Raw genomic sequence first — 23508 nt, 5'->3', positions numbered from 1 at the left:
CAGTTCTTCTTACGAAATTCTGTCACTCTGTGACAGAATTTGAAAGTTGACATCACCTAGAAAGAGGAATCCGTGACTTCCGAGCGCACCGAAATCAAGGCCGAGTCCGCCCCTCCGCGGCCTGAGAAACCCGAACTGACCACGAAACAGCTCACCGGAATCATCGGCGCACTGGCACTTGCCGCCTTCCTGATGATCCTCAATGAGACCGTGCTGACCGTGGCGTTGCCCGGAATCATGTCCGACATGAATATTTCGGCGGCGGCCGGCCAATGGCTCACCACCGGATTCCTGCTCACCATGTCCGTGGTCATTCCCACCACCGGCTTCCTGCTGCAGCGTTTCAGCACCCGCTCGCTGTTCATCTTCGCGCTGTCCAGCTTCTTCATCGGCACGCTGCTCGCCATCTTCGCCCCGAGCTTTGCCGTCTTGCTTGCCGCCCGAATCATCCAGGCTATTGGTACCGCGATCGTTTTGCCGTTGCTGATGACCACCACCTTGACGCTGATTCCAATGCACAAGCGCGGCGCGGTGATGGGCCTGAACTCCATCGTGATCTCCGTCGGACCGGCAGTCGGCCCAACCGTATCCGGCGCGATCGTCCATGCTTGGGGATGGCACTACATCTTCGTCCTGATGGCCCCGCTATCGATGATCATCCTGGCCTTGGGCATCATCTTCCTCAAGCTTCCCTCGAATACGCGCAAACTTCCCGTTGACGTGATCTCCGTGATTCTTTCCGCGCTTGCATTCGGTCTGCTGGTTTACGGAATCTCCACCATCGACAAGGCCAGCGAAAACATGCTGCTCACCGTGGCAACCTTCGCCATCGGCTTGGTCTCCCTGGCCCTATTTATCAGGCGCCAGATTCGCTTGACCCGCGAGGGCAAGGAATTGCTGAACCTCACCCCGTTCACCTCGCGAACCTTCACCTTCGCGATTCTGATGATCATGATCGCCTTCGGCACCTTGCTCGGCTCGATCATGATGGTTCCGATCATCCTCGAATCCGGCAAGGGCATCAGCTCCCTGGCAATCGGCATGATGCTGCTGCCGGGCGGCCTGGCCCAGGCCATCGTTTCGCCCATCTTTGGTCGCATCTACGACAGGCACGGACCACGCCCGGTGCTGATCCCCGGTGCCATCATGCTCGCGCTGGGACAGTGGATGTACGTTTCGGTCACCACCGAGACCGAGCTATGGATGTTCATGCTCAGTCACAGCGTCTTCTCGATTGGCCTGGCACTGCTCATGACCGGCTTGATGTCTTCGGCCATGGCCTCGGTGAATCCACGCCTCTACGGCCACGGCTCGGCCATCTTCAACACCGGCCAGCAGCTCGGCGGTGCCATCGGCACCACCATCTTCATCACCGTGCTGACGGCGCTCTCAAACGCCAAGCTCCAAGAGGGCGCCGAGCTTGCCGAAGCCTTGTTTGCCGGCGCCCACGCTGCCTTCATCGTTGGTGCGTTGCTCGGCACGGCCGGCGTGGTGCTTTCCCTCTTCGTGACGGTTGAAAAGCGCGGCTAGCCACGATTGCCCGAAGCGCGGGCAAAATTGCGCGGGGTTCAGCAGCCAGTGGCTGCGGAACCCCGCGCTCTTTTAACGATTGCCTTCACTTCGGCCGCACCCCGCCCCGCACAGCAAATTTACGATCCAGTCAAAAGATTGTTGAACAATCTCTATTTTTGGTGCATGCTTAGATAAACGGCACAGCGAGACGGGGATCACAAATGACATGCATCGACCTGAATTCCGACGTAGGCGAATCCTTTGGCAATTGGGTTATGGGCGACGATGCGGCCATTTTCAGATCCGTCTCCTCGGCCAACGTAGCTTGCGGCTTCCATGCAGGGGACCCCACCGGCATTGCGCAGACCTGCCGCGCTGCAGTCTCCGCGGGCGTCACCATCGGTGCACATGTCGGATATCGCGATCTTGCCGGGTTCGGTCGTCGATTCCTCGACTGCTCCGCTACCGAACTCGCCGATGACGTGCTCTACCAGCTGGGCGCACTGCAGAGCTTGGCCCGAGCTGCGGGATCCAGCATCAAGTACGTCAAGCCGCACGGCGCCCTCTACAACACCATCGTGCACCATGAGGTCCACGCTCAAGCCGTCATCGACGCCATTAAAGCGTTCGGCGACGATCTTCCGGTGCTGCTCTTGCCCGGTTCGGTGGCACTGGCCAAGGCCGAGGCCGCCGGGCTGCGTCCGGTCGCCGAAGCCTTTGCAGACCGCAACTACACCCCCGAGGGCACCCTGGTCTCGCGCCGCGAGGCGAACGCCGTGCTCCACGACTCCGTGCTGGTCACCGAAAACATGATCCGCCTGGCCACCGAGGGGACCATCAAGGCGGTGGACGGTTCGATTATCCTGATGCCAGCCGAGTCGATCTGCGTGCACGGCGATACCGCAGGATCGGTCGCGATGGCGGCCGCGGTCCGCGCCGGACTTGAATCGGCCGGCGTGCAGATCAAGAGCTTCGCATGAGCATCACCGCGGTACACGCCGCCGGAAGCCACGATGTGCTCGTCGAATTGGATGATCTCGAATCCGTCCTTTCCCTCGACGCCCTGTTGCAGGCCCAACCGTTGCCTGGGCAACGCGACGTCCTAGCTGCCGCCGCGACGCTCATGGTGAAATTCGAAAACGTCGAACAGGCCCGGCAGGCCAGGCAGCTGTTGCCCAAGCTGACATTGAACACGGCAGCGGCAACTACGGGCAAACTTGTCACCATCGAGGTCTATTACGACGGTGCGGATCTGGAAACCGTCGGGGAGCTCACCGGCCTTGGGGCCCAGGGAGTTATCAACGCGCATACCGGCCAGCAGTGGCGTGCGACGTTCGGCGGATTCGCGCCCGGTTTCGCCTATCTTCTGGGAGAAAACACCGACCTGCAGGTTCCCCGCCGCGAGAGCCCCCGCACCCAGGTGCCCACCGGTTCCGTGGCCCTCGCCGGTGAGTACTCGGCCGTTTACCCACGCCAGTCCCCCGGCGGATGGCAACTGATCGGCCATACCAATGTCGCGCTGTGGGATCTGGGTCGAGAAAATCCGGCGCTCATCCGCCCGCAGGACCGTGTGCAGTTTATTGCCTCACGCCAAGCGCTGACCGTGAAAACGGCGGCCTCGGCCGCTACCGAAACCGAAGCTCCAACGGGTACCGGATTGGCCATTCTCGATTCGGGTTTGCAGAGCCTGCTCCAGGACACCGGCCGGCAGGGCTTTGGCGGGCTCGGCGTACCGGCCAGCGGCGCCGCCGATCTCGCCTCCTTGCATCAGGCAAATCGGCTGGTTGGAAATACGGCCGATTCTGCCTGCATCGAAAACCTGACCGGTCGGATGAGCCTGCTCGCCCACGGCGACCAGGTCCTTGCGGTGTGCGGAGCCGAAGCGAGGCTGGTCATCACTCCGGCGGCCGGCGACGACCTCCGTGCCGAACGCGAGGTTTGCATGGACGCGCCCTTCGCCTTGCTGGACGGCGAGCGCCTGGATCTGGAGCCCACCGGGAACGGATTGCGCAGCTACCTTTCGATTCGAGGCAAGATCCAGCTGCCCCGAATTCTGGGTTCGCTGTCCACCGACACGCTCTCCGGGGTGGGTCCGGCTCCACTGATGGATGGAAGCTTCCTGCCGGTATCGCTGCCGGAGAACCTGCAAATCGTGGGACAGGGCGAACCGAGCACCCTGCCCCGGCCAGATGCCGAGGGCTGCTATGTTCTGCGCGTCCAGGCTGGCCCGCGCGATGACTGGTTCGGCCCCGCCGGACTGCCGAAACTACTGGACCAGCGCTGGCTGGTCACCAGCGAGTCCAACCGCATCGGCGTGCGGCTGGGCGCGGAAGGGGACGCCAGCGCGCTTGAACGCGTTCGGTCCGGCGAGCTTTCCAGCGAAGGCGTCGCGCTCGGCTCCTTGCAGGTACCTCCCTCGGGATTGCCAGTGCTGTTCCTGGCCGATCACCCGGTCACCGGCGGCTACCCGGTGATCGCCACGGTCATCGCCGAGGATCTATCCGCCGCGGCACAGTTGCCGCCAGGCTCACAGCTTCGTTTTGAACTTTCCGAATCCACCCCAAGCACCGAAGGATCCCAGGCATGAAAAAGGTCTTGATCGCCAACCGCGGCGAAATCGCTGTTCGTATTGCCCGCGCCGCAGCCGACGCCAATTTGGTATCGGTTGCCGTCTATTCCGATCCCGATGCGGATGCCCTGCATGTGCGCCGGGCCGATGAAGCCTACGCGCTGGGTGGGACTTCGAGTGCCGAAACCTATCTGGATATTTCCAAGATCATCGCCGTTGCCAACCGCTCCGGGGCCGACGCGGTCCACCCGGGCTATGGGTTCCTTTCGGAGAACGCCGGCTTTGCCCGCGCAGTCATCGAGGCCGGGCTGATCTGGATCGGCCCAACCCCTGAAGCTATTGAGCTATTGGGCAATAAGGTGACGGCGCGCGAAATTGCGGTACGCGCCGGTGCCCCGCTGGTGCCCGGTACCGATGCACCCGCGGCCGACGCATCCGAGGTGCGCGCCTTCGCCGAGAAGCATGGCGTGCCGGTAGCCATCAAGGCGGCGTTCGGAGGCGGCGGACGCGGGTTGAAGGTTGCGCGCACCATGGAAGAAATCGAGGACGCCTTCGAATCGGCGGTCCGTGAAGCCACCGTCGCCTTCGGCCGCGGCGAGTGCTTTGTGGAGCGATTCCTGGACAAGCCGCGCCACGTCGAGGCACAGGTTCTCGCCGATACGCACGGCAATGTCATCGTGGTGGGTACTCGCGATTGCTCGTTGCAGCGCCGTCACCAGAAACTCGTCGAAGAAGCGCCAGCCCCATTCCTCTCGGATGAGCAGCGTGCCAAGATCCACGAGTCGGCCAAGGCCATATGCCGGGAGGCAGGCTACGTAGGCGCAGGAACCGTCGAATACCTGGTTGCGCCGGACGGACTCATCTCCTTCCTGGAAGTTAATACCCGTTTGCAGGTTGAGCATCCCGTTAGCGAGGAGACTGCCGGAGTGGACCTGGTCATCGAACAGTTCCGGATCGCCGAGGGCAAAGAACTGTCTTTGAAGGAAGATCCGCAGCCGGTAGGCCATGCCTTCGAATTCCGCATCAACGCCGAAGATCCGGCCCGTGGTTTCCTGCCCGGCCCGGGGACCATCACCCGGTTCGAGGTCCCTACCGGCTCCGGAATTCGTGTCGATGCCGGGGTGCGCAGCACCTCGAATATTCCCGGGCAATATGATTCGCTGATGGCTAAGCTGATCGTGCATGGTGCGACTCGCGAGCAGGCTCTGCGCCGCGCCCAGGTGGCTCTGGCGGAGTTCACCATCGAGGGTGTTCCCACGGTTTTGCCCTTCCACCGGGCCGTCGCCAAGCATCCAGACTTCACCGCCGAGCAAGGCTTTAAGGTCTACACCACTTGGATCGAATCGGACTTCGCCGAGGAACTGGCAAATAGCGAGGAAATCGCCACCACGTCCGTCGGCGGTGAGCGTGAAGTGCTCACCATCGATCTAGACGGCAAGGCGATGGCGTTGGGCCTGCCTGCCGCGCTGGTGCACGCCATCCGCCACGGTGGTTCCGCCTCGGATGGGGCAGGCGGAGGCGAGGCTTCGGTGGTCGACGCCGACGCACTGCTGTCCCCCATGTCCGGAAATCTGGTCTCTTTCTCGGTCGAGGACGGAACCCCGGTGGCCAAAGGCCAGACGGTGGCAGTCTTGGAAGCAATGAAAATGGAATCACCGGTCATCGCGCATCGCGATGGAGTCTTCACCGCGGCATCGTTTAACCCGGGACAGGCAATTAATCGTGGTGAGTCATTGGGAAGCATTGCTTAGCCAATGCGGGATTCTGCGAAGCACTGGCTAGATTAGAGGAATGAGCGTGAACGAGATCTACACTTCGATTCCGCTGGGCAGCGGATCCACCCATGCGCATACCAGCACCTGGGTGGCCTCGACGTTGCGCCAAGAAATCGCCCAGGGGCGGCTGTTGCCAGGCTCTAAGCTGTCGGAGCAGGCGCTGGCCGACGCGCTGGGAGTCTCACGTAATACCCTCCGCGAGGGGTTCACGCTCTTGGACAGTGAATTGATCATCACGCGAATTCCAAACCGTGGAGTGTTCGTGTCGTCCCCGGGTGCCGCAGACATCCGTGAGATCTACGCGGTGCGTCGCACCATCGAACCCGCAGCGCTTGCGTGGGGGCCCGCTTTGGATGTCCCGGCACTGGCCCAGGCGATCGTCGAGGCGCGCGCCGCGGCCAAAGCGCATGACGTTCCGGGCATGGCTGATGCCAATCAACGCTTTCATGAGTCCGTGGTGCGAGCCACCGGGAGCGTTCACTTGCTCGAACTCATGGGCCGAATTCTCGCCAAAATGCGCTTGGTCTTCCATTCGATGAGTGATGCCCCAGATTTCCATTCGCACTATGTGGAACGAAACGCTGCACTTGTTGAATTGCTGGCCTCCGGCCAACGGAACGAAGCAGCCCAAACCCTACTGGGCTACCTGGATACCGCGGAAGCCGAACTTCTCGACCATTACGAGTCATCTCAAAAGATCTAGGAGCGCTATGCCTGAGTCTTCTTTGCCTGCATTGGCCGAAACGATTGCACGTCGAGCCCACGAAGGGCAAAACGATAAGTCAGGCGCGGATTACATTATGCATCCTGCTCGCGTGGCGGCCAACGTTAGTGAACAAGGCGGTAGCGAAGCGGCTATCGCTGCGGCCTGGCTACACGACGTCCTTGAAGATTGCGCGGTCACTTCCTCGGATCTTCGGTCTACTGGGATTCCGCAGCAGGTCATCGATGCTGTCATTTCGGTGACCAAACGCGAAGGGGAGAAAATCGAAGATTATTGTGCCCGGGTCCGGGCAAACCCCATCGGGCTCATGGTCAAGTACGCCGACCTCGCGGACAACACCTCCCCGGAACGCACTGCGCTGCTTGAGGACGCGGTACGAACCCGGTTGGCGGAAAAGTACGCGTACGTCCACTCATTGCTGGCGAGCTAAGTGCGTCTGCGCCTGGTCGTCCAGTCCTGAGGTATACCAGGTTATGGGACCGGCATAGCCGGTCGTAGATTAATGTCCGGGCTGTGCCGATGACTCGGTGTGCGAAAATCCCTAACCAAAAACTGTCCTCAATACGGTTGCAGAGGCCCCTAGCCGTGCTCGCGAATACGCTGTTTCGTTGAAAATCTGCACGGCATTTTCTCTTCACATGATCCGTGAAGCGCGTAGCATCGAAGTACTAGGTGGGAAGGACCGTGCCGACATGTTTGAGAAATTCACCGATCGAGCACGGCTTGTCGTTGTCTTGGCACAGCAAGAAGCCACTGCTCGAAACGACGACCATTTAGGCACGGAGCATTTCCTGCTCGCTCTGGTGCGAGAACCTGCTGGTATTCCTGCCAAAACTTTTGAGGCCCTGAACATCTCCTACGAAAATGTGCGCGAGCAGGTCAACGCGTTGGCAGGCAACGAGAAGTCCGGAATTACTGGCGAGCTGCCGATCACCAAGCATGTAAAGAAGCTCTTAGAGCTATCGCTGCACGAGGCCAAAGAGCTAGGCCATGACTTGGTCGACACCGAGCATCTCTTATTGGGGCTGCTTCGCGGTAGCGAAGGCATCGCGTCCAAAGCCTTCAAAAGGTTGGGAACCACTCCCAACCGAATTCGCCAGGAACTCATTAGGCTCTGGTCTGGTAATTCTGGTGAATCTCAAACCGGCAGCTAAGCCGGTCCTTCCAGCACTTGGGTGATCGCCACCTCATCATGCCTTGGGCCCAGCGTTCTGTTTGGAGAGTATCGTTAGAAACGGCTAGCAGGTCAATTAGTACGTGGCCAGAGCAACTTGAGTGGAGTTTGTCCGCCACGGATACTGCATATTTTCCTTGCGCCGATGCTGCGACGGACCGAAGCAGCCATTCTTTGGTTCATTTTCCGAAAGGACAAGACTTGAAACTGCCTGTAGCCGAACTACACATCCATTTGGAAGGTTCGTTAGAGCCCGAAACGATTTTTGCCCTTGCCGCCAAAAATCGGATCGCTCTGCCCTACCAGTCGGTGGAGGAGCTGCGGGAGCAGTACGATTTTAACAACCTTCAGTCCTTCCTTGATCTTTTCTACGCGAATATGGCCGTGCTGCGCACCAGCGAAGATTTCCATGAAATCACTCGCGCCTACCTGCAGCGAGCACACGATTCTGGTGTTCGTCACGTTGAACTGTTCTTTGATCCCCAAGCACATTTGGAACGCGGGCTGACACTGTCCGACGTGATTTCCGGAATCAGTGCTGGTCTTGATGAAGCCAAGCAGCGTTGGGGCATGACTCATAAGCTCATTGCCTGTTTCTGGCGACACGCCCCGGCAGCCTCTGCCATGGAAATCCTGCAGCTGATTGTTTCCGAAAAGCATGAGATCGACGGAATCGGACTGGACTCTACCGAGCTTGGATTCCCTCCTGAGCTCTTTACTGAGGTCTTCGCTTACGCCCGCGAGCACGGCTTGCATCTGGTGGCCCATGCGGGCGAGGAAGGGCCAGCTGACTATATCCGTCAGGCCTTGGACCTGTTGCGGGTTGAGCGCGTTGATCACGGCATCCGTTGCTTGGAGGACCCTGAGCTCGTGACACGCTTGGTCAATGAACAGATGCCGCTGACGGTATGTCCTTTTTCGAATGTGCGATTGCGTGCAGTGGATACCCTGGCAGATCATCCGTTGCCTCAGATGCTCGAAGCTGGGCTGAAGGTTTCCATCCATTCGGATGATCCTGCCTATTTCGGCGGCTATATGGATGCCAACTTTTCGGCCATCACCGAACAATTCTCCTTGACTGCCTCGCAGCTGGCTACGCTGGCCCGGAATTCCTTTGACGGATCTTTCCTCGAAGCGGGAGAAAAAGCGGCTCGCGTAGCCGAGGTTGATGCGTGGCTCGAATTACAGGCGGACGCGGAGCCGCGTTAATTAGAAGTGCCGCGATTCCTTGGGGATGGAATCGCGGCACTGGACTCAACAGGTACTCGTACTTTGGGGGTTACGGCACCTGATACATCGAGTCCCTGGCATCGGTGATTAACATATGCCCGGGGGCGTGTCCGATAGCCAGCACAGGACGGGATTCCATGACAGCGGCTTGTGGGGTCACGCCGCATGCCCAAAAAATTGGAATGGTTCCGTCCGGAATGGTGAGTGCATCTCCGAAGTCTGGTTTGCCCAGATCCGTGATGCCTATTTCTTCGGGATTGCCCACGTGAACCGGGGCTCCGTGTACCGCTGGGTAGCGGGAAGTGATACGCACGGCGTCCGCTACCTGAGAAGCCGGTATTGGACGCATGGAGACGACCATCGGTCCGGAAATACTCCCGGCCGAGGCGCTGCGAATGTTCGTCTTGTACATAGGCACGTTCACACCTTGGTCGATGTGGGCAACGCCTATGCCATTTTCAATCAGGGCCGCTTCGAAGGTGAATGAACACCCCACGATGAAAGTCACCAGATCATCTCGCCAATACTCGCTCAGATCCGTAGGTTCGGCTATTTTCTGGCCGTTTTGGTAGACCGTGTATTTCGGAAGATCGGTGCGAATATCGCCATCGGGCAGTAATTCGTTGCTCGTCTGGCCCGCTTCCAGTACCCCTAGAATCGGGCAAGACTTCGGGTTGCGCTGGGCAAAGAGTAGTACCTCAAAGGCCAGCTCGCGTGGCACGATGATCAGATTCGCTTGGGCATATCCGGCAGCATACCCAGCGGTGGGTACGCTCAGTCCTTGCCGAAAGAGTTTACGGGCTGCTGACGGGGCCATACTGGCACGTTCGTCGCGATGTGGTTCGAGCGGGATCATGAAGTTCTCCTAGATCTCAGACGCGAGCTCAGGCCCACATTTTTGACAGGCCAGTGAGCGACATCCATCCGAGGTAAATGGTCAAGAGCCAAGTCAAGGCGCCAATAATCAACAGCCATGCCGGGTACTTGTAGTCGTTCAGCAAGTCTCGGCGGCGCCAAGCCACCCACAACAGGACCGCAAAGCCAACGGGGAGGATCAATCCGTTGAAGGCGCCGGCGAAGATCAACAAGGTCTGTGGGGCTTGGCCCAGGAATAGGTAGATTGCGGCGCATACGGCGATGAACGCCACAGTGATCAGATTTCGTGTGCGTTCTTTGGTCACCGATTTGGTGACGAAGGAAACCGAGGTGTAGGCGGCTCCGATGACGGAAGTCAACGCGGCGGACCAGAGGATGACGCCGAAGGTGCGTAGTCCAATATCTCCGGCTGCTGCGCCGAAGGCCTCGGCGGCCTTGTTGTCGCTGGTCAAGGCCACGCCACCGGCAACGACGCCGAAGATGGCGAGGAACAACAATACTCGCATGACACCTGTGACGATGATGCTGACAACCGAGATGCGGCTAACGGCCTTGACATGCTCGACGCCCGAAGTGCCGGAGTCAATCATGCGGTGCGCACCGGCATAAGTAATGTAGCCACCGACGGTGCCGCCGATCAGCGTTGTAATGACCAAGAAATCTATGTTTTCCGGCATCACGGTGTTCTTCAGCGCTTCGCCAACCGGCGGGGCAGCAATGATTGCAACGTAGAGCATCAACAGGATCATGATCGCCCCGAGGAGTACCACGATCCGGTCCAGTGCCATGCCGGCTTTCTTCGATAGGAAGATGAGAATGGCGATTGCCGCTGAAATTGCGCCACCTATTTTTGGGTCAACGCCCATCATCGCGTTCATGCCAAGACCGGTGCCGGCAATATTGCCAATGTTGAAGACCATGCCACCGATAAATACCAGCGCTGCAAGGAACCAGCCGACGCCGGGAAGCACCTTGTTGCCCAATTCCTGGGCGCGCATTCCGGAGACTCCGATAACTCGCCAGACGTTCAGCTGAACTGCGATGTCTACCAAGATCGAAACGACGATCGCGAAGGCGAAGGACGCTCCTAGCTTGACCGTAAATTCCGAGGTCTGGGTGATGAACCCCGGCCCGATTGCGCTTGTTGCCATGAGGAACATGGCGCCCATAAGGGCTGTGCGCCGTGCCCTACTGCTGAGCTGCGGCTGAGTCTCTGAATGTGCCATGGTTCCATCCATTACAGGTTGCGGTGACTGCGGTCACAAGTCTTGGTGACTCACAGAAGAATACAGGTTGTTCAACAATCTGCACAAGAGGTTGTTCAACAATCCTCTTCCCGGATTTTCCAGAGACCGCGATTGACCTGCAACTGCGTACCCAAACATTGGCACAAGAATTCTTAAAATACGACACCTCGACCCGCAAAAAAACAACTTCAGGGCTTTTGCGAGCCGAGGTGCCGCGCGAGCATGACTAGCCCTGACGCGCTTTCATCCTTGGATTCTTCTTGTTGATCACAAAGACCCTGCCGCGACGGCGGACCACTTGAGCACCGGGCACCTTCTTCAGTGCTCGGATTGAATTTCTAACCTTCATACGCTTTCACCTCTTCCCCATATATCCGACTCCTCCTGATCTGGCCCAGTTGCACTCGAAGCGCCATGCAGGGCCAGAAGCTGTTCATCGCTTAGTTCGCAGGATTCCAAAAGCGCCCTGACCTCAGCTTCACAATGCTCCGAGCCGGTCAATTCCAGATGAGTGCACGCGACGTCGCTTTCCCATGCCCCGGTTGATTCCATCCAGACCCGTGGCCCCGTACCGGTGAGCGCAACGCGTACTCCGGGGCAGCTTGCCATCCAGAGCGTCCCGCGAACGCACATGCAGGTTGCGACAACCTCCGGCAGCACCTCGCGGAAACGGTCGGCATCAAGTGGTCGCTCGACTCTGATGAGAATTTTTGAATCTGCAATCTCCGAAGCACCCGCACCCTGGGAGAAATGGCCGGGGCGAGACCTACGAAGGGCTTCGTGCTGGTCGTAATCGCCCAGAACAACTTCGCCTGCGCCTGAATTGAGCACCGCATGCGGCGCTAATTCCGCGATCAGCCTCGCCCCATGCTCGTATTGCTCACCGGAAGTTTTTAGATGCTCAGCCGATTCGCCAAGAAGCTCTACGCTCACCCCTTCAACGAGCATCAGGCTATCGGCCAGCGCGAGTTCGCGGATCAGGAACTCCCCTGCGGTTCGCTCATCATTTGGCATGGCGTTGAAGCCTGATTCCCACAGGGTCCGTCGATCCCAAAACTGGTCTTCCGTCGCGGCCGGGTCCAGCGCGAGGACCACGTGGTCGATTGTGACCCCACGCCCCGCAAGGTCGGAACGCACTATGTCCAAGACCTGATCACTATGCCAAGTAGCCGGCAGCAGTTGGATCACCACGGCATCTTCGCGCCCAGGTAGCAGGCGCAACAGCGTCGGGAGAATTTCAAAGCGCACAGCGCAGCCTATGCAGCCGTGCTCGAGTACGGATTCGGCGCGCTCGGTAGCATTATGCTTTCCTTCAACGCGGCGCAGAACGCGATTGCCCTCTAGCAGATCGTGGCCGATGACCAGCGCCTCGGGATATTTCCCAAGCAGTCGACTGACGGCGACATCTCGGCAGTGGACTTCCAAAGATGAGACAAAAATAAGCTTCATAAGGCTCGAGCTTACATGAGAATGATTCTCAATATAAATAACGAATACTTAGTGTTAACCGGCAGCGGGCCGCCAAATCATCAATGATTGATGATTTGACGGCCCGCACCGTGGAAATTTCCTAGTGGAAGAAGTGACGCGCTCCGGTGAAGTACATGGTGATGCCAGCAGCATTCGCCGCGGCGATAACTTCCTCATCACGAACCGAACCACCAGGCTGAACGACAGCCTTCACTCCGGCGTCAAGCAAGATCTGCAGGCCATCGGCGAACGGGAAGAACGCATCCGAGGCGGCAACGGCGCCTTCGGAACGTTGTTCAGAAGCGGAGCCGTCAACGTTTTCCGCGCCCCCGGCGGCATCTGCACCGGATTCAACCTTCACGCCGAGGGTGTTGGCGCGCTCGACCGCAAGCTTGCACGAGTCGACGCGGTTGACCTGGCCCATGCCGATACCCACGGCTGCACCGTCCTTGGCGATAAGAATTGCGTTCGACTTCGCCGCACGCACCGCACGCCAAGCGAAGGCAAGATCTGCCAGCGTCTTCTCGTCGGCAGCTGCGCCGGCTGCAAGGGTCCAGTTCGCCACGTCGTCACCGGCAGCAGTGATCTTGTCACTGGCCTGCACCAGCATGCCGCCGGAAACCTGACGGAACTCGTTTGCGTTGCGCGCGTAGCCCTCTGGCAATGCCAGCAGGCGGATGTTCTTCTTGGCCGAGAGGATCTCTACTGCTTCTGGTTCGAAGTCCGGTGCGATGACCACCTCGGTGAAGATGCCCTTGACCGTGTCGGCCATTGCTTTGGTCACCGTGCGGTTAGCGGCGATGACACCGCCGAAAGCCGACACCGGATCGGTGGCATGCGCCTTGGCATGGGCCTCGGCGATTGGATTGGCCGCCTCCGGGGAAGCGACCGCAACACCACAGGGGTTGGCGTGCTTGATCACTGCCACCGCGGGCTGCTCAAAATCGAAAGCGGCGCGCAGCGCCGCATCGGCATCCACGTAGTTGTTGTAGCTCATCGGCTTACCGTGCAGCTGGTCCGCCTGAGCGATACCGGCTGGGGCCGCTTCATCAACGTACAGGGCTGCCTGCTGGTGCGGGTTTTCACCGTAGCGCAGGGCTTCGGCACGCTGCAGGGCTACGCCTGCGTAGGCTGGCCAGTCGATAACACCGTCGCCGTCCTCGTCAAGGAACTGGCTGGCGGTCCAAGAAGCCACTGCGGTGTCGTATGCCGCGGTATGGGCGTAGGCCTTCGCTGCCAGACGCTGACGGGTCTTCAGATCGAAGCCGCCCTCTGCGGCGGCCTCGACGACCTTGGAGTAGAAGGTTGGGTCCACCACGATGGACACGGCTGCGTGGTTCTTCGCGGCCGAGCGGACCATGGCAGGTCCTCCGATATCGATCTGCTCGACAACCTCATCCTGGCTGGCTCCCGAGGCTACGGTCTGGACGAATGGGTAAAGGTTCACCACGACTAGATCGATCTGCTCGATATCCATGGCGGACAGGGTGTCCATATGTTCGCCCACGCGACGGTCGGCGAGGATGCCGCCGTGGATGCGCGGGTGCAGGGTTTTCACACGGCCATCGAGCATTTCCGGGGAGCCGGTTACCTGCTCTACCTCGGTGACTGGAATCCCTGCTGCCGCGATCTTCTTGGCGGTGGAACCGGTGGAGACCAACTGCACGCCAGCTTGGTGCAGTCCGGCGGCCAGTTCCTCCAGGCCAGTCTTGTCGTATACGGAAATCAAGGCGCGGCGGATGGCCACACGATCCAAGACGGTCTTACTCACGAAAATGCTCTCCCGGCGGTGAGATGAAAAGGGGCGGGCAACCAATGGTCGCCTTTCCTATTCTAGCGCCGGAAGCAGGCGATTCTTCAGTTCATGTCAGCGCTACTGAACTGGTTGCTCCAGCTGCGGGAAATGCTCGACGAGCTGCTGCGGTGTCAGGCAGAGTTCGAGCAGTTTTTCTGCATGATCGTCGTCGGCAACATAGGCGACCAAGTCGACTTTTGTCCGTTCGTTCAGCTCCTCACGCAATGACTGAGCGACGGCAACGAGGGTGTGATAATAACGCTTAATTGTGCTCTCCCACCCTTCGCGGGTAGCTAGATCCGTCATCGCATCTGACCAGATTTGCGCGGCCGGGTCTTGGCATAGATCGATTGCGGACCAATGCCAATCGCTCGGTTCCCACTTATCTGAGTAGAAACTGTCGCCATCGTCTTCTTCGAGATCTGCCTCGATGGCGCTCAGGACGGCATCGAGATCTTCGCTGTCCTCGTCCGCGTCGGTCTCATCCGCGGAGTCTTGCAACTCATCCTCGGATTCGGTGACATGCTCAACGCTGAGCTGCCCCTGAACCTCAGCGTCCGAACGATCCTCGTAGTTGTCGTCCTCGTCGAGATCTTCGCCGCGTTCCACCAGTAAGTCCCGAGATTCGCTTTGGCGATCGCGTTCGAGCGCTTCAACAGAATTTAATGCCAGCAGCGGCATAGCGATGTTCTCGCTCTCCGAGGTGCTGACCCCATGCAGGGCAATGGCATAGAAGTTCTGTTCCGGGTGTTCGGCAATCACTTCCGCCGCGTGTCGAAGGGCAGCCACCCGTATCGCCTCTTCGAGAGCGGTCCAATCTACTCCCATGACCAGAGAATACTCCCTTCTGGCCACGCGCAACAGGCCTTGACGAAGCGGTGCAAAAGGCGTAATGAGGTGCGCTGAAGCTACAGGTTTCGGTATGCTTCGACGCGAAGCGTGCCGCACTTTATGTGGCCAATCCAAGGAAAGGCCAACGACAGTGTCAACTGCCATACTCCCCTCCGGCACGCACATTGTGCAGGAGCTGCCCTTCAAATGGAAGGTGCAAGGCACCATCTTCATCATTGGCGGGCTGGGCTTCATGTTTGATGCCTGGGACGTGACCCTGAACGGTGCGCTCATCCCGTTGGTGGCCGCCGAATGGGGCCTGGACCGCCCCACAGCCGCGTTGCTTGGAACCTCTAACCTGGTGGGCATGGCGCTTGGCGCCTTCCTCTGGGGTGGGATCGCGGACAAATACGGTCGCAAAAATGCCTTCTCACTTACCTTGCTGATGTTTTCGATATTCACCGTGCTTGGCGCGCTCTCCCCTAACTTTGGTTTCTTTGTTGTCTTCCGCTTCCTTGCAGGAGTAGGTCTGGGAGGCTGCATTCCGGTGGACTACGCCCTGGTTGGCGAATTCACCCCGGCAAAACTGCGCGGACGGGTGCTCACGGCAATGGATGGCTGGTGGCCCATCGGCGCGGCGCTGTCCTTCTTCGTTTCCGGGTGGGTTATGGCCACTGCCGAGAACTGGCGCTTGATTCTCGCGGTGATGATCCTTCCGGCCTTCATGGTGTTTCTGGTGCGTTTGAAGATGCCCGAATCCCCGCTGTTCCTGGCGGCCAAGGGACGCGAGGTCGAAGCCCGACAAGTCATCGATGAATTGGTGCAGCGCACCGGTGCCGCACCTCGGGACTACGTCATCGAGGCGGCCCCATCTGGCAAGGGACCACGCTGGTGGGAGCAAGTCGTGGAGCTGTGGCGCTACTCGGCCAAGCTGACGGCAACCAGCTGGCTGTTGTTCGTCACCGTCTTGCTCGTCTACTACCTGGCACTGACTTGGCTTCCCACCATTTTGACCGAAGCCGGCATGGCGCAGTCCGCCTCGTTTTTCGCCACCGCGGTGATGGCCCTGATGGGTCTGGTCGGTGTGCTGATCGCCGCCTTGCTCGTAGAGCGAGTGGGCCGCAAATGGCTGCTCGGCATCTCCGCACCACTGGCGGGGATCGTGCTGATCGTGGTCGCAGTCAGCCTGGATGCACCGGCCACCGCGGTGGCCTGGATTCTGGTGTTCGGCGTTGTGGTCCAGGTGGCGATTCCGGTGTTGTATGCCTACGTCTCCGAGCTGTACCCGACCGAACTGCGCGCCAGTGGCTTCGGCTGGGCCTCAACCATGTCCCGCTTTGCCGCGGGTTTTGGTCCGTTGCTCTTCGCCGCGCTATGGCCGATCGTCGGACTTCCCTGGCTCTTCGCCGGGGCTACCTTCTTGGTGATCCTCGCGGTGTTGTTCATGGCCCGCTTCGCCCCGGAGACCCGCGGGCGCGACCTCCACTAGGAACCGCGCAAGCTAAAGGGAGCATGAATACTTCGTGGTGGACGAGGCGACTTTTTCCTTGCTTGCCGAGGTATTGTGAGCTCATGCCTAGGCTCGGAACTGTGCGGCCACTCGGCGTCACGCACCGGGTAGCATTCCCGCTGATTTTCGCGGGCGCCCTGGCGGGAACGCTGGCCTCCTGCAGCGCGGCCACCTGGCCGGATTCGGCCTGCATGCCGCCGGAATTTTCGCTGTCCCACGGGACCGCGCAGCGCGGAGAACCGGTGCAATTTTCGGCACCAGATGCGGATTGCGACCCTCGTTACGGACCCCAAGCCCAGGTGGAAATCAGCATCACCGATGTGCAAGGCAACGAAGTCATCCACACCACCGAATCCATGGGCGATGCCGGGAAGTTCAGCTACACCTTCGAAGTGCCGCAGGACATGGAACTTGGCAAGGCGGCTATCAGCGCCTTTCCGCACGCGGTGGACTGGTGCGATGACACCGGGGTGAACAACCGGATTTACGGCGGGCTGGCTATCGCTCGCGCTTCGTGCAGCATCCCTGTGAAAACCTTAGAGATCATCCGCTAGGCCGGCAAGGAATGCCGCCCCGTGCACCGGGCTTCGGGCCAAGAAGCGAAGGTCCTCGAAACCTTCGGCGGCTAGTGCCGCGCGGAGGCGCTCTTGATAAATGGGCTGGTGCTCGATTACCCCACCGCCGAGCACTATGGGAGCGGAGATTCCCAGCTGGCCGGCGACAACGCACACCTTGGAGACCACAAAGGTGATCGCCTGCTGAAGAATTTCTTCGGCCGCAGCATCCCCCGCCGCAATAGCTTGGAAAACTAGCGGTGCGCACCGAGCCCAGTATTCACGCGAACTTCGCTTGTGGAAGAGCCCAATGAGCTCTTCGGGATTCGCGCACTCGACATGCTCCAGCAACGACGAGGTCAGAGCCGACTCGCGCCGACCTCGGTTGAACTCATCCAGGGCGTGGCGCACCGCCTCTCGGCCAAACCAGTAGCCCGCTGCTTCGTCTCCCAGCAGGTAACCCCATCCCCCGTACCGTGCGGTCTGCCCGGCGGAATTCAGACCCCAAATCGCTGACCCGGTTCCCAGAATGACCGCGATCCCCAGGTCCGATTGCCCGGCGGCCAGGATCAGCCGGGTATCGTGCACCACCCGGACCTCCGCATCCGGAACAAACGGTTCGATGAGCTTGCGCAGCGCCAGGCTATCGGCGTCGGTGTCGATCCCTCCGGCACCTGCAATCACCAAATCAACCTGCGGTTCGCCGAGTTCCGCGAACGCTTCGCGTAGCGCCTGCCGGGCTTCATCCAGGCTGACGTTTTGCACGTTGGCGCTGCCGGTGCGAACCTCTGCAACGATCTGGTCGTCCAGGTAGCGCACCGCGTGCGTTTTTGTTCCACCGATATCGAGCGCGATCAGTCGAAGCGGTACTGATTCACTTGCGTGCGTCGATTCCATGGTGACCTTTGTCTGCCGTCTCTTCGGGCTCTTACCCGGCTTTAGCTTTTCATCGCGCTTGCCCAATGGCCGAGCAAGCAGCCAAACCACCTGCACAGAACGCGATCTTGCAGAACCGTCCACGTGAGAGCGCGGTGGAGAGCTCAACCATTCCGCTTATTGGATAGTCTAAAAGCAAGCTTACTGTTCTCAAGGAACCCTTGTTCCGAGAAAGGCATTCATGCATGATGACATCTCGCTGACCACCGGACGCGTCAAACGCGTCCTCAATGAACGAATCCTTCCCTCGGTGTATTCGGATTCTGTCCCGCTGGAGGTGTCGTGGCATGAGCTGCCAGGTGAACCGATCCCCGCCGTGGAAGGTATTGCCCTTGACTACACGCCGACCCAGGTCGGCGGCGCGTGGGGTGCCGCTTGGGGTACCACCTGGTTCAGGCTTCGCGGACAGATCCCAGAAAGTTGGGCCGGACGCCGCGTGGAGGCGGTCATTGATCTAGGCTTCGATGCCAACATGACCGGGTTCCAGTGCGAAGGGCTGATTTACCGTCCCGACGGGATTACCATCAAGGCGCTGAACCCGCGCAATCAATGGGTTCCGGTCAGCGAGTCAGCCGAAGGCGGTGAACAACTCGAGCTCTTCTTGGAGGCAGCTTCCAATCCGGTGCTCCTGGATTATCACCCGTTCTTGCCCACCGAGCAGGGAGATATCCTTACTTCGTCCCCGCGCAAGCTCTACACCACTCGCCGCATGGATTTAGCGGTCTTCGAACCGGTCGTCCATGATCTGGTCCTCGACCTTGAAGTGCTGCTGGATCTGCAAGCCGAGCTGCCCGACGGTCCACGGCGCATGCAGATTCTGCAGGCGCTGGATAACTCAATGGACGTGCTGGACCTGCAGCGCATCGTTGACACCGCGCAGGCCGCACGCGACCGTCTTTCCCAGGTGCTCGCCGCCCCGGCGGAACACAGCGCCCATCAGATTTCGGCGATCGGCCACTCGCATATCGACTCCGCCTGGTTGTGGCCACTGCGCGAAACCATCCGTAAGGTCTCACGCACCTGTTCCTCCATGGTGGAACTGCTGGATTACGATGATGAGTTCCTCTACGGAATGTCCAGCGCTCAACAATACGCCTGGCTGAAGGAACACCGCCCCGAAGTGTGGGACCGTGTGAAAAAGGCGGTGGCCGACGGCCGTTTCCTCCCCCTAGGGGGCATGTGGGTCGAATCGGACACGGTGATGCCTTCCGGGGAGTCGCTGGTCCGTCAATTCCTCTATGGACAGAAGTTCTTCCGCGACGAATTCGGGATCACCTCGGCCGGAGTGTGGCTTCCGGATTCCTTCGGCTACTCCCCCGCGCTGCCGCAGCTGATGCGCCGGGCAGGCTTTGAATGGTTCTTCACCCAAAAGATCTCCTGGAACCAGCAGAATAAATTCCCGCACCACTCATTCTTGTGGGAGGGAATCGACGGATCGCGAATATTCAGCCACTTCCCCTCCATGGATACCTACAACTCGCAGCTTTCCGGCGAGGAAGTCGCCAAGGCTTCCCGACAATTCCGCGAGTCACGGCTGACCAACAATTCGATCGCCCCGGTGGGCTGGGGCGACGGTGGCGGCGGAACCACGCGCGAGATGACCGGCAAGGCACGCCGCCTGGCAAACCTTGAAGGCAGCGCCACGGTGAAGTGGGAACATCCCAACGACTTCTTCGACCGCGCCCAGCAGGAGTTGCCAAGCCCGCCGGTCTGGGTGGGCGAACTCTATCTTGAGCTTCACCGCGCCACGCTCACCAGCCAGCACCAGACCAAACAGGGGAACCGGCGCACCGAGCAGCTGCTGGTAGAAGCCGAACTATGGGCGGCCACCGCCGCCATCTATGCCGGCGCCGAATACCCCTACGAGCGGATCGACGCGCTATGGCAGACGGTATTGCTGCACCAGTTCCACGACATCCTTCCGGGTACCTCGATCGCCTGGGTGCACCGCGAGGTGGTGGCCCGGTACGGGCAGGTCATCGAGGAAGCAGAAGCGCTCATTGGCGCAGCGCAGCAAACGCTCGCCGGAACGGGCACGACGTCGCTGACCTTCAACGGCGCAGCCTTTGCCCGTGCGGGCATACCCTTCGGGGCCGCCGGCGAAATTTGCGCAGCCGAACACGAGGCGGTGCAGATCGCCGAGCATGAGGGCGGATACCTGCTGGAGAACGCTCTGGTGCGGATTTTCGTCACCGCCGAGGGTCTGGTGAGCTCCGCAATCGATGTGGCTACCGGCCGGGAAACCATCGCTCCGGGGCAGGTGGCGAACCTATTGCAGCTGCATCAGGACTTCCCGAATATGTGGGATGCCTGGGACGTGGACAAGTACTACCGCAATCAGGTCACCGACCTGCGCGCGGTGGACTCGATGGAGCTTTCCCGTGAAGCGGATGGAAGCGTGACGCTGGAAATTCTGCGCAGCTTCTCGAATTCCAAGATCGAACAACAGCTCGTTCTAGCTCCTGGCTCCCGGACCCTGCAGATCAAGCAGAGCACCGACTGGCATGAGGCGGAGAAGTTCCTCAAGGTCTCCTTCCCGCTGGATATTCGTGCGGAGCATACGATCGCTGAGACGCAGTTCGGCTACCACCAACGAGTCACCCACGTGAACACCAGTTGGGAGGCTGCAAAGTTTGAAACCTCCATGCACCGCTTCGTGCTCGCGCAGGAGCCCGGCTTCGGTGCGGCACTGATCAACGATTCCATCTATGGCTTCGATGTCACCCGCGACTCCACCGAGGCCGGCATCTCCACCACCTTGCGCTTGTCGCTCTTGCGCGCTCCGCGGTTCCCGGACCCGGAAACCGACCAGGGGCGCCAGACCCACCGCTACGGTTTGGTCATCGGTGCGGATATCGCCTCGGCGACCGAGGCCGGAGCCTTGCTGAACAGCGCCGAGCGGGTCATCCAGGGTGCCACGCCGGTGGCTCCGCTGGTCACCCTCGACGGCGAAGGACTGGTGGTTTCCAGCGTGAAGCTTGCCTCCGATCGCTCCGGCGACCTGGTAGTTCGGGTCTACGAGTCGCTGGGACGGCGAGCGCGCGGCAGCTTGAAAATCAACGCAAAAATCGCGGCGGCGAGTACCGTGAGCCTGCTGGAAGATGCGCTCCCCGAGGACGGCCCCGAGGTGGCAGACGCTGAGGTGCGCCTTGCCTTGGGCGCCTTCGAGGTGCGCACGGTTCGCTTCGGCTTGGCCAGCTAGCCGGCTGCAGGCAAGGGGCCCCTGGTCCACGCGCTGTCTCGCGTGGACCAGGTACCCCTTGACGCTCCGTGAGTCGACCGCAGTATCCGGCGCCGCTACTGGATCATCGTCCCGTCGGGTGCGACCGCGTACCAGACTTCGTTGACCCCTTGGCCGGCAACATCACCCGCTTTGCTGTCACTGATGAAGGTGTACAGCGGCATTCCGTTGAGCGTCAGATGCATTTCGCCCTCGGGACTGGTGATAGTTCCAACTTCGCCGGTGACTCCCTCCAGGGTCGGGGTGTCGCTGGTGGTTGTGGCGATCGGCCAATTGGCCAGGCACTCGCCGGTGCAGGCGCTGGTCGTGGTGCCGGCCGTGTCGTTGGTGAAGTAGTACAGGGTCATGCCGTTCGCGTCCACCACGACATCACCCAAACTCGTGAAAGCAACACCCAAGTCAACGCCCGCAGCGGTGTCCATCGGCGCTTCGGAGGTGCTCTTCGGCCCGCCGTACATGCCGCCACCGCTGTCGTCGCCGCTGCCCGCGCCGCCACCGCAACCGGCAAGCAGCAAGGCCGCGCCAAATAACACCGCGGCGGGAGCAGCAAATTTCCTGCGGCTGATCGTATTCATGATGCATTCCTTTCATCGGACGGGCTGAGCGGTCTGGCCCCGGCCAAGACCGAATCCACGCGAGGCCATTGAGCAGAGTTGCCCGCAAACTGCCCTCAATGTCTAAGACGCAGAGAAATGTGTTCTGGTTCATGTTTTTGCAATTTTTTCTGCGCATACTTGGAATGTGAATGAACCATTTTCCGTACCGGCGCGTCTTAGTGGGTGAAGCTTTGCCCTCACGACGACCGACTGGAGCGAAGGTGCCATTAGACGCACAGGTAGTCTCCGACATCTACCGCGAGCATGGAGAGGCGCTGCGGCGCTTTGCCTTGCGTGTCGCGGACAATCGGGACGAGGCCGAAGATGTGGTGCAGGAGACCGTGCTAAAAGTTTGGAAGGCTGCGCCGGTATTGACCGGCTCGCTGCGCAGTTATCTGTTTGCGACGGCGCGCAATGTGATTATCGATCGGCACCGCCGGGCGGCTGCCCGAATTTCGGCTCAGCCCTTGGGCGAAACCGATCCGGAGGCCGGCGACACCTCGCGAGAAATATCCGAGGCCTTGGACCGGATACTGATGGAGGAAGCGCTCATGCGCTTGAGCTTCGAACACCGCAAGGTAGTTTTGCATCTGCATTATTTCGGTTCCACGGTGGCGCAGGCAGCACAGGATCTAGGCATCCCGGAGGGTACGGTGAAATCGCGGGCCTACTACGCGATGCGTTCCCTGCGCGGGATCTTGGAGGAGATGGGGGTTGGGCAGTGAACGAGCACATTGATCTTGGAGCGCATGTGCTCGGCGGGCTGAGCCCTGATGAGCAGGCTGCCTTCGAACTGCACCTGTCCGGATGCTTGGAATGCCGGCAGGAATTGGCTGTCTTCGCTCCCGTGGCCGGGCGTTTAGGTTCGGTGGACGCGGGCACTGCGCGGACCTTGCTGGAGCCGCGCCCCACAGAACCAGAGGTGACTGCCGAGGTTGATTTGCTGGACTCCTTGCGTGCCCGGCGGCGCTCGCGGCGCCTGATTCAGCGGTCGGCGCTCGCGGTCGCTGTCGCAGCTTCGGTGGCCGCCGGGGTCTTCCTGGCCCCGGTAGTGCGCCCAGCCCCGGCGCCGGATGCCAGCTATGAGGTTGTTGGCCTCACCGGGCAACAGGTCGGTCTGGGGCTGAATGCAAAGGCCTGGGGCACCGAACTCCGATTCGAAGGTAGCGGACTTCCCACTCAGGGCACGCTGTCGCTCTGGGTGGTCGATTCCACCGGCGCGGTGGACCAGGCTGGCGCTTGGAGCGCCACGAAAACGGGCAAGACCCAGATGACCGGTGCCGTCCCCGTGCAGCTGGACGAGATTTCCTCGATTCAGTTGCGCGACGTCGATTCGAAAGTTCTCGCCGAGCTGCAATTGCCTGCGCATCCCGCGCCGCAGTCAAGCTAGCTGCTGGCGGTCCACCGCCGGCAGCCAGTGATCCTGCCATCCGGTTGGCGCCCGGCCAGCGTGGCGGGCAAGAATCTA

22 protein-coding genes are annotated in these 23508 nt (G+C 60.3%); 14 read left to right on the top strand and 8 right to left on the bottom strand.

Annotation, left to right across the window (positions count from 1 at the left end; genetic code table 11):
• The first annotated feature begins 72 nt into the window (after window positions 1-72).
• From ACT3UA_RS04725 to ACT3UA_RS04690, 8 genes are all read left to right on the top strand, one after another.
• On the top strand, window positions 73-1530 hold the full coding sequence (locus tag ACT3UA_RS04725; RefSeq protein ID WP_255248536.1) for an MDR family MFS transporter: 1458 nt from the start codon (window positions 73-75) through the stop codon (window positions 1528-1530).
• Between the two features lie 203 nt (window positions 1531-1733).
• A complete protein-coding gene (locus ACT3UA_RS04720; protein WP_096289068.1) occupies window positions 1734-2492 on the top strand; it encodes a LamB/YcsF family protein in 759 nt (252 codons plus the stop codon).
• Window positions 2489-4099: a 5-oxoprolinase subunit B/C family protein gene (locus tag ACT3UA_RS04715; RefSeq protein WP_096289070.1), complete on the top strand. Its 1611-nt coding sequence runs from the start codon at window positions 2489-2491 to the stop codon at window positions 4097-4099. The genes ACT3UA_RS04720 and ACT3UA_RS04715 overlap by 4 nt, the downstream gene beginning before the upstream one ends.
• Window positions 4096-5832 (top strand): acetyl/propionyl/methylcrotonyl-CoA carboxylase subunit alpha, encoded by a 1737-nt coding sequence (locus tag ACT3UA_RS04710; RefSeq protein WP_096289072.1) that lies wholly within the window; start codon window positions 4096-4098, stop codon window positions 5830-5832. Before ACT3UA_RS04715 ends, ACT3UA_RS04710 begins: the two co-directional genes overlap by 4 nt.
• Window positions 5833-5872: 40 nt before the next feature.
• Window positions 5873-6559, top strand: coding sequence for a GntR family transcriptional regulator (locus ACT3UA_RS04705; RefSeq protein ID WP_096289074.1), 687 nt, complete (start codon window positions 5873-5875; stop codon window positions 6557-6559).
• A gap of 7 nt (window positions 6560-6566) precedes the next feature.
• On the top strand, window positions 6567-7010 hold the full coding sequence (locus ACT3UA_RS04700; protein WP_096289076.1) for an HD domain-containing protein: 444 nt from the start codon (window positions 6567-6569) through the stop codon (window positions 7008-7010).
• A gap of 262 nt (window positions 7011-7272) precedes the next feature.
• Complete coding sequence (locus ACT3UA_RS04695; RefSeq protein ID WP_176484306.1) at window positions 7273-7734, top strand: Clp protease N-terminal domain-containing protein; 462 nt, start codon at window positions 7273-7275, stop codon at window positions 7732-7734.
• A 38-nt stretch (window positions 7735-7772) separates the two neighbouring features.
• Window positions 7773-8963 carry an adenosine deaminase gene (locus ACT3UA_RS04690; protein ID WP_444615646.1) on the top strand — a complete coding sequence of 397 codons (1191 nt, stop codon included), beginning with the start codon at window positions 7773-7775 and terminating at the stop codon, window positions 8961-8963.
• Between the two features lie 70 nt (window positions 8964-9033).
• Here the strand turns inward: ACT3UA_RS04690 and ACT3UA_RS04685 are convergent, their stop codons facing one another.
• Complete coding sequence (locus tag ACT3UA_RS04685) at window positions 9034-9840, bottom strand: putative hydro-lyase (RefSeq protein ID WP_217990442.1); 807 nt, start codon at window positions 9838-9840, stop codon at window positions 9034-9036.
• Window positions 9841-9868: 28 nt separating this feature from the next.
• Window positions 9869-11086, bottom strand: coding sequence for an NRAMP family divalent metal transporter (locus tag ACT3UA_RS04680; RefSeq protein ID WP_096289082.1), 1218 nt, complete (start codon window positions 11084-11086; stop codon window positions 9869-9871).
• On the opposite strand from ACT3UA_RS04680, the gene ACT3UA_RS04675 reads away from it, so the two are divergent.
• Window positions 11080-11337, top strand: coding sequence for a hypothetical protein (locus ACT3UA_RS04675; RefSeq protein ID WP_444615645.1), 258 nt, complete (start codon window positions 11080-11082; stop codon window positions 11335-11337). The genes ACT3UA_RS04680 and ACT3UA_RS04675 overlap by 7 nt on opposite strands.
• On the opposite strand, the gene ykgO is transcribed toward ACT3UA_RS04675, so the two are convergent.
• The 4 genes from ykgO to ACT3UA_RS04655 form a co-directional block, all read right to left on the bottom strand.
• On the bottom strand, window positions 11334-11456 hold the full coding sequence (ykgO, locus tag ACT3UA_RS04670) for a type B 50S ribosomal protein L36 (RefSeq protein ID WP_096289084.1): 123 nt from the start codon (window positions 11454-11456) through the stop codon (window positions 11334-11336). The genes ACT3UA_RS04675 and ykgO overlap by 4 nt on opposite strands.
• Window positions 11453-12556 carry a GTP-binding protein gene (locus ACT3UA_RS04665; RefSeq protein ID WP_096289086.1) on the bottom strand — a complete coding sequence of 368 codons (1104 nt, stop codon included), beginning with the start codon at window positions 12554-12556 and terminating at the stop codon, window positions 11453-11455. The genes ykgO and ACT3UA_RS04665 overlap by 4 nt, the downstream gene beginning before the upstream one ends.
• Before the next feature lie 121 nt (window positions 12557-12677).
• Entirely contained in the window at window positions 12678-14348 is a 1671-nt protein-coding gene (purH, locus tag ACT3UA_RS04660; RefSeq protein ID WP_096289259.1) for a bifunctional phosphoribosylaminoimidazolecarboxamide formyltransferase/IMP cyclohydrolase, read from the bottom strand.
• Window positions 14349-14450: 102 nt separating this feature from the next.
• Window positions 14451-15200: a DUF4303 domain-containing protein gene (locus ACT3UA_RS04655; protein WP_176484308.1), complete on the bottom strand. Its 750-nt coding sequence runs from the start codon at window positions 15198-15200 to the stop codon at window positions 14451-14453.
• Window positions 15201-15354: 154 nt separating this feature from the next.
• Here ACT3UA_RS04655 and ACT3UA_RS04650 point away from each other — a divergent pair, with 154 nt between their 5' ends.
• Entirely contained in the window at window positions 15355-16692 is a 1338-nt protein-coding gene (locus ACT3UA_RS04650; protein ID WP_255248537.1) for an MFS transporter, read from the top strand.
• An 83-nt stretch (window positions 16693-16775) separates the two neighbouring features.
• The gene (locus tag ACT3UA_RS04645; protein ID WP_255248538.1) at window positions 16776-17267 is read left to right on the top strand and encodes a hypothetical protein; all 492 of its coding nucleotides are present in this window, start codon (window positions 16776-16778) and stop codon (window positions 17265-17267) included.
• Here the strand turns inward: ACT3UA_RS04645 and ACT3UA_RS04640 are convergent.
• A complete protein-coding gene (locus tag ACT3UA_RS04640; protein ID WP_096289265.1) occupies window positions 17250-18164 on the bottom strand; it encodes an N-acetylglucosamine kinase in 915 nt (304 codons plus the stop codon). The two genes, ACT3UA_RS04645 and ACT3UA_RS04640, sit on opposite strands and share 18 nt — an antisense overlap.
• Before the next feature lie 220 nt (window positions 18165-18384).
• Between ACT3UA_RS04640 and ACT3UA_RS04635 the strand changes: the two genes are divergently transcribed.
• On the top strand, window positions 18385-21405 hold the full coding sequence (locus ACT3UA_RS04635) for an alpha-mannosidase (RefSeq protein ID WP_096289090.1): 3021 nt from the start codon (window positions 18385-18387) through the stop codon (window positions 21403-21405).
• Between the two features lie 95 nt (window positions 21406-21500).
• On the opposite strand, the gene ACT3UA_RS04630 is transcribed toward ACT3UA_RS04635, so the two are convergent.
• Window positions 21501-22019 (bottom strand): COG4315 family predicted lipoprotein, encoded by a 519-nt coding sequence (locus tag ACT3UA_RS04630; protein WP_096289092.1) that lies wholly within the window; start codon window positions 22017-22019, stop codon window positions 21501-21503.
• 242 nt (window positions 22020-22261) lie between these two features.
• On the opposite strand from ACT3UA_RS04630, the gene ACT3UA_RS04625 reads away from it, so the two are divergent.
• Window positions 22262-22765: a sigma-70 family RNA polymerase sigma factor gene (locus ACT3UA_RS04625; protein WP_096289094.1), complete on the top strand. Its 504-nt coding sequence runs from the start codon at window positions 22262-22264 to the stop codon at window positions 22763-22765.
• Entirely contained in the window at window positions 22762-23430 is a 669-nt protein-coding gene (locus tag ACT3UA_RS04620) for a zf-HC2 domain-containing protein (protein ID WP_176484309.1), read from the top strand. The genes ACT3UA_RS04625 and ACT3UA_RS04620 overlap by 4 nt, the downstream gene beginning before the upstream one ends.
• Window positions 23431-23508: the final 78 nt, after the last annotated feature.

Source organism: Glutamicibacter sp. 363 (genome assembly GCF_052379505.1).
GTDB lineage: Bacteria > Actinomycetota > Actinomycetes > Actinomycetales > Micrococcaceae > Glutamicibacter.
This window is presented reverse-complemented; position numbering and strand designations above follow the sequence as displayed.